This window comes from Bradyrhizobium sp. DOA1 (genome assembly GCF_001593325.1).
GTDB lineage: Bacteria > Pseudomonadota > Alphaproteobacteria > Rhizobiales > Xanthobacteraceae > Bradyrhizobium.
Map to the genome: position 1 here is coordinate 1,038,630 of NZ_JXJM01000001.1, position 5,565 is coordinate 1,044,194.

Annotated in this window: 6 protein-coding genes; 3 read left to right on the top strand and 3 right to left on the bottom strand. The window is 66.0% G+C overall.

Translation table 11 applies throughout. The features are described 5' to 3' along the window. The coding region (locus tag SE91_RS04870) for a coiled-coil domain-containing protein (protein WP_061850971.1) at positions 1-1,172 on the bottom strand (1,172 nt) is incomplete at its 3' end. A 118-nt stretch (positions 1,173-1,290) separates the two neighbouring features. Next, positions 1,291-1,896: a DUF1134 domain-containing protein gene (locus tag SE91_RS04875; RefSeq protein WP_061846776.1), complete on the bottom strand. Its 606-nt coding sequence runs from the start codon at positions 1,894-1,896 to the stop codon at positions 1,291-1,293. A gap of 139 nt (positions 1,897-2,035) precedes the next feature. On the opposite strand from SE91_RS04875, the gene SE91_RS04880 reads away from it, so the two are divergent. Next, entirely contained in the window at positions 2,036-2,521 is a 486-nt protein-coding gene (locus SE91_RS04880) for a YHS domain-containing (seleno)protein (protein ID WP_060734978.1), read from the top strand. On the opposite strand, the gene SE91_RS04885 is transcribed toward SE91_RS04880, so the two are convergent. Further along, positions 2,515-3,330 carry a 3'(2'),5'-bisphosphate nucleotidase CysQ family protein gene (locus SE91_RS04885; RefSeq protein ID WP_061846777.1) on the bottom strand — a complete coding sequence of 272 codons (816 nt, stop codon included), beginning with the start codon at positions 3,328-3,330 and terminating at the stop codon, positions 2,515-2,517. The two genes, SE91_RS04880 and SE91_RS04885, sit on opposite strands and share 7 nt — an antisense overlap. Before the next feature lie 212 nt (positions 3,331-3,542). Here SE91_RS04885 and chpT point away from each other — a divergent pair, with 212 nt between their 5' ends. Then, positions 3,543-4,196, top strand: coding sequence for a histidine phosphotransferase ChpT (chpT, locus tag SE91_RS04890; protein WP_060734980.1), 654 nt, complete (start codon positions 3,543-3,545; stop codon positions 4,194-4,196). A gap of 198 nt (positions 4,197-4,394) precedes the next feature. Further along, the coding region (locus SE91_RS04895; RefSeq protein ID WP_197489421.1) for a chemotaxis protein CheA at positions 4,395-5,565 on the top strand (1,171 nt) is incomplete at its 3' end.

The window sequence follows — 5,565 nt, forward strand, 5'->3', positions numbered from 1 at the left end:
CGCGGCGCCGGCTTCGGCGGCTGGCCGGCCTCGGCGGCGAGCAGCGCCTCGATCGGCGAGTTCGGGCCTTCGAGCTGCATCGCGAGCTTCGCCACTTCCGCGGCGATGTCGTTGATGCGCTCGCGCAGAAGCGCGTTCTCCATCCGCTCCGTCGCCCAGGAGCTCTCCGCCTGCTGCTGGATCGTGTTGATGTCGCGCTGCAGCTTGGCGCGCTCGTCGCGCGCGCTGCGGAGCTGCTCCTCCAGCGCGATCTTCTCCGCACGCAGCGCCTCGAACGCGGCCGACGATTTGCCGCCGCTCAGGGCGGCGAGCTCGACGCGCAGCTCCTTGACAGTGCGTTCGGCATTCTCATTGGCCTGGCGCAGCTGGTTGTTCTCGTAGTCGCGCTCGGCGAGCAGCTTGCCTTGCGTGGCGAGGCGCGCCTCGAGGTCGGCGACGCGGCTGGACAGCATCTCGGCCTCCTTCACCTGCACGATGAGCTGGCGGTCGAGCTCGGTGACGCGCTGGCTCAGATTCTCGACGCGGCCGCGGGCTTCGGCGAGTTCGCGCGAGGCGGTCTCGGATTCGGTGCGCTCCTGCGCGAGGCGTGCCTGCGTTGCCGCGAACTCCTTCTCGGCATCTCCGACGCGGTTCTTCAGTTCCTCGATCTGCGCGCGTACCGCGACGAGCTCGACCTGGCGGCTCTCCGCCATCATCGAACGGTCGGAGAGCTCGGTGTTGATCCTGGCGAGATCGGCCTGCTTGTCGGCCAGCGCAATCTCGGCCTCGCGCAAGGATTGGGTCTTGGCGGAGAATTCTTCTTCGGTGGCGCGGAGCTGCTCCTTCACCGCCTTCTCGCGCGCTTCCAGCGCAAAGATCGTGGCGTTCTTTTCGCCGAGCTCGATCTTCATGCGGTTGATAGCGTCGCTCTTCTTGCCGAGCTCGGCGAGCTGGCTCGTGGTCTTGTTCTTGAGCTGCTCGACGCTCATCTCGAGCCGCCGCGCCGACATGGCGAATTCGGCCCGGAGCTGATCCTTGTCGGCCTGGATCTCGGCCATCGACAGCGGGGTGGCGGCCTCGAGCCGGCGCGTGGTCAGGCGCACCGCGCGGTTATGCACCAGCGGCACGATGGCGAGCCCGCACAGCATCGAGAGCAGGAAACCGATCGCCAGGTACATGATCGGCTCGACCATGGGCCAGAACTCCGAAGCTTAAGGAAAAATTCACCAACGACAATGCCACGGCGGGCCGGCAAAAAGCCAGCCCCGCTCTGTCGTTAACCTTGATCGGTAAGCGGAGGGAGAAAGGAGCCTAGAACGGGTTCCAGGTCGCGCTGGGAGTGAATTTGAGATAGCCGATATTGGCGCCCAGCCGCAGGCCGAGGCCGGAGCGGATCGGCACCAGCACGATGTTGTTGGCAGTCAGCGCGGTCATGCCAAAGCCGCCGATGATATAGGCCGAGCCGTCGAGGCCGGCGAAGCGCTGGTAGATCGCGTTGGTGGCAGGCAGGTTGTAGACGAGCGTCATGGTGCGGGCGCCGTCGCCGCCCCAGTCAAAGCCGAGCGAGGGGCCCTGCCAATAGACCCGCAGATCGCCGGCGTTCTTGGTGTAGAGCGTGCCTTCGCCGTAGCGCAGGCCGGCGACGAAGGCGCCGGAGCCTTCCTCACCCAGGATATAGCCGTTCGGCAGGCCCCATTGGCTGACCGCCTTTTCGATGATCGAGGCAAGCCCGCGCGAGACGTTGCCGAAGAAGCGGTGGCCGGCGGTGACGAGCTCGTCCGGCCCATAGGTGCTGGGGGTCTGGGTTCGCTGCGGCGGCGGCAGGTTGGGCGGCGGCGCCTGCTGGGCGGAGGCTGGCACGATCCAGCCGACCATCGCGACGAGCGCGAGCGCAGCAAGGCGTGATGCGAAAGTCATAAAAGAACCCCTGGTATCGAAACCGATCGCTTCCTTAACCTGACGCCAACAGGCACGGCTCTAGGTTGCGCCGGATGTCCCCTCGACTCGGATGTTATCCGCAGCAACTATGACGGCACAACGGCAGGAAGATAGCCCTTTGCGCCCCGGAATTGCCTTGATCGGCCGTCTCGTCTGCCTGCTGGCGGGCATTTGGATCGGCTGCGTGGGGCTGCCGGCCAAGGCTGCCACCACCGAGCGGATCGTCGTCAACCGTTTCAGCGGCGTCGCCATCGAGGGTTTCGACCCCGTCGCCTATTTCGTCGATGGCACGGCTGCGCGAGGCAGGGCGCAGTTCGAGGCCAGCCTCTGGGGCGCGGTCTGGCGCTTCCGGAACGAGGGCAACCGGGCTTCCTTCCTGGCCCATCCCGAGATCTACGGACCGCAGTTCGGCGGTTATGATCCCGCCGACATCGCCCGCGGCGTCGTCATCGCCGGCAATCCCCGCTTCTTCGCGATCGTGGCGCAGCGGCTCTATTTGTTCAGCCGGGAAGCCAACCGCGACGCCTTCGCCGCCGACCCCGAGCGCTTCCTCTATGAGGTCCGCAAGCGCTGGCCGACGCTTCAGAGCAAGCTCGGTCAGTAGCCTCGTACCGCCTGTGGGTCGCCCCAGGCGATGAACTCGGGGATGATGAACCCGCCGCCGCTGCGCTGGCCGAAGCGAAGCCCGCCGCCCTTGCCGTCGGTCACCCTGCCGCCCGCCGCGGTCACGAGCGCGCAGCCGGCTCCGACGTCCCATTCCGAGGTCGGCCCGAAGCGGGGATAGATATCGGCGCTGCCTTCCGCGATGCGGCCGAATTTCACCGCCGAGCCGCACGTCTTCCTGACGGCGTTGGGCCTGTTGTCGATGAACGCCTCGCTCTTGGGATCGCCATGGGAGCGGCTCACCGCCGCGATCCAGGGTTCGCCCTGTGCCGGCAGCTTGCGGGTGCGGATCGGTTCGGCCGCGCCGATGGTCGTGCCGTCAAAGCTGACGCGCTCGGCGCTGCGCCCGACGATGCCGCGCCAGAGCAGTCCCAGCGCGGGCGCCGAGACGATGCCGAGCAGCGGCACGCCTTCGGTCACCAGAGCGAGGTTGACGGTGAACTCGTCGCGGCCGGCGACGAATTCCTTGGTGCCGTCGAGCGGATCGATCAGGAAGAAGCTGCCCTGGAACGGCGGGGAGGCGAGTTGGGCCCGCTCTTCCGACAGCGTCGGCACGTCGGCGGCGAGCTGCGCCAGGCCCTCCGCAATGATGCGGTCGGCGGCCAGGTCCGCCTCGGTCACCGGCGAACCGTCCTGCTTGCCGTCGACCCGCATCGCCGCGCGGTTGACGGCAAGGATCGCTTCGCCCGCCTTCACCACCAGCGCGGTGAGCGGCTCCATCAGGCCGGATGCGGCCGCATCGTCGATCATCCTCACTTGCGTGCCTCATTCATCGGCAAGTCTCGCCCCTTCTCGGTTGATTCGCCCAGGTTGATTCGACGGGGCTTTATGGCCGCTTCGAACCTATCGCAAGCTAGCTGCCGCAGGCTTGCGAATGTTAGAACCCGCATCATCCGTCAAGCATGCGTGATTCGCGGCGTCCAGCGCCGTGCAATGCCAGGAACCCTCCAGGACCCCATTATATGTCTGACGCTTCGTCGCCCGCGACCGCTACTGCTCCCGATATGCTCGAACTCGCAGCCCTCCTGTGCTCGCGGGTCTGCCACGATCTCATCAGCCCCGTCGGCGCCATCGTCAACGGGCTCGAAGTGCTCGATGACGATCCCAAGCCCGAGGACCGCGAGTTCGCGCTCGACCTGATTCGCAAGAGCGCCAAGACCGCCTCGGCCCGGCTCCAGTTCTGCCGCCTCGCGTTCGGCGCCGCCGGCTCCTCTGGCGCGCAGATCGATCTCGGTGATGCCCAGACCATGGCGCGTGGTCACATCGAGGACGGCAAGTGCTCGATCACCTGGAATCTGCCGCGGCTGCTGCTGCCGAAGAACCGCGTCAAGCTGCTGCTCAACATGCTGGTCGTTGCCCAGCACACGATCCCGCGCGGCGGAATGCTGACGATCGATCCGATCGGCGAGGGCGAGACGATGAGCTTTCGCATCACCGCGACCGGACACAACGCGCGCCTGCCGCAGAACATCTCCGAGCTCCTGAGCGGCGAGCGCGGACCTGCTGCCGATGCGCATGCGATCCAGCCTTATTATACGCGTCTGCTCGCGCAGGCCTGCGGGCTCACCGTGACGCTCAAGCCGGAAGGCGAAGCCATCATCGTTAGCGCTTCGTAAACGAAGCGCGTCGCTCCCGAAGCGTTAATCCAATCTTTACGAGGCGCTTCGGCTTGTCCGCAGCGCCTTATCTCTTTGTTGGTTCCGTTCTTTTGCACATACTCAACCAATATTAAACGCTTTGCGGTGAAGCTGGCCCCATTCCGAAATGGCGTATCACGTCTCGTGCGCGCCCTTCCTGTATGAAGGCCTGTTTTCATGGATGATCTGTTGCGGGAGTTTTTGACGGAGACCAGCGAGAGCCTGGACACCGTCGACAATCAGCTGGTGAAGTTCGAGCAGGAGCCGAACAACGCCAAGATCCTGGATAACATCTTCCGCCTCGTCCACACCATCAAGGGCACCTGCGGCTTCCTCGGCCTGCCCAGGCTTGAAGCGCTGGCGCATGCCGGCGAGACGCTGATGGGCAAATTCCGTGACGGCATGCCGGTGACCGGGCAGGCGGTGACGGTGATCCTGTCCTCGATCGATCGCATCAAGGAAATCCTCGCGGGCCTCGAGGCGACCGAAGCCGAGCCCGAGGGTAACGACCGCGACCTCATCGACAAGCTGGAAGCGATGGTCGAGCAAGGCATGGCGGCAATGGCCGCTGGAAGTGCCGCTGCTCCCGTTGCAGAAGCTCCGCCGCTCGTGCCCGAAGCCCCGGCTGCCGCGCCCGCCAAGGAGTTGACCACGGGCACGCTGATCGACCAGACGCTGGAGCGGCCCTTGCGTCCGGGCGAAGTCTCGCTCGACGAGCTCGAGCGCGCCTTCCGCGAGACCGCGATCGAAGCGCCGGCCCCGGCCCCCGTTGCCAAGGCCGAAGTCAAGGCCGAGCCCGCGCCGGCCGCTGAGGCCCCGGCTGCCAAGGAAGCTGCGAAGGACGCCGCAAAGCCTGCCGCCAGGGAGAAGGCCGCGCCGAAGAAGTCGATGGCCGATGAGAATGCCGGCGAAGGGGCCAGCATCGCCAACCAGTCGATCCGCGTCAACGTGGACACGCTGGAGCACCTGATGACCATGGTCTCCGAGCTGGTCCTGACCCGCAACCAGCTTTTGGAGATCTCCCGCCGCAACGAGGACACCGAGTTCAAGGTGCCGCTGCAGCGCCTGTCCAACGTCACCGCCGAGCTGCAGGAAGGCGTCATGAAGACGCGCATGCAGCCGATCGGCAATGCCTGGCAGAAGCTGCCCCGCATCGTCCGCGATCTGTCGAGCGAACTCGGCAAGCAGATCGAACTGGAGATGCACGGCGCCGACACCGAGCTCGACCGCCAGGTGCTCGATTTGATCAAGGACCCGCTCACTCACATGGTGCGCAACTCCGCCGATCATGGCCTGGAGACCCCGGCCGAGCGTCTCGCCAGCGGCAAGGGCGAGCAGGGCACCATCC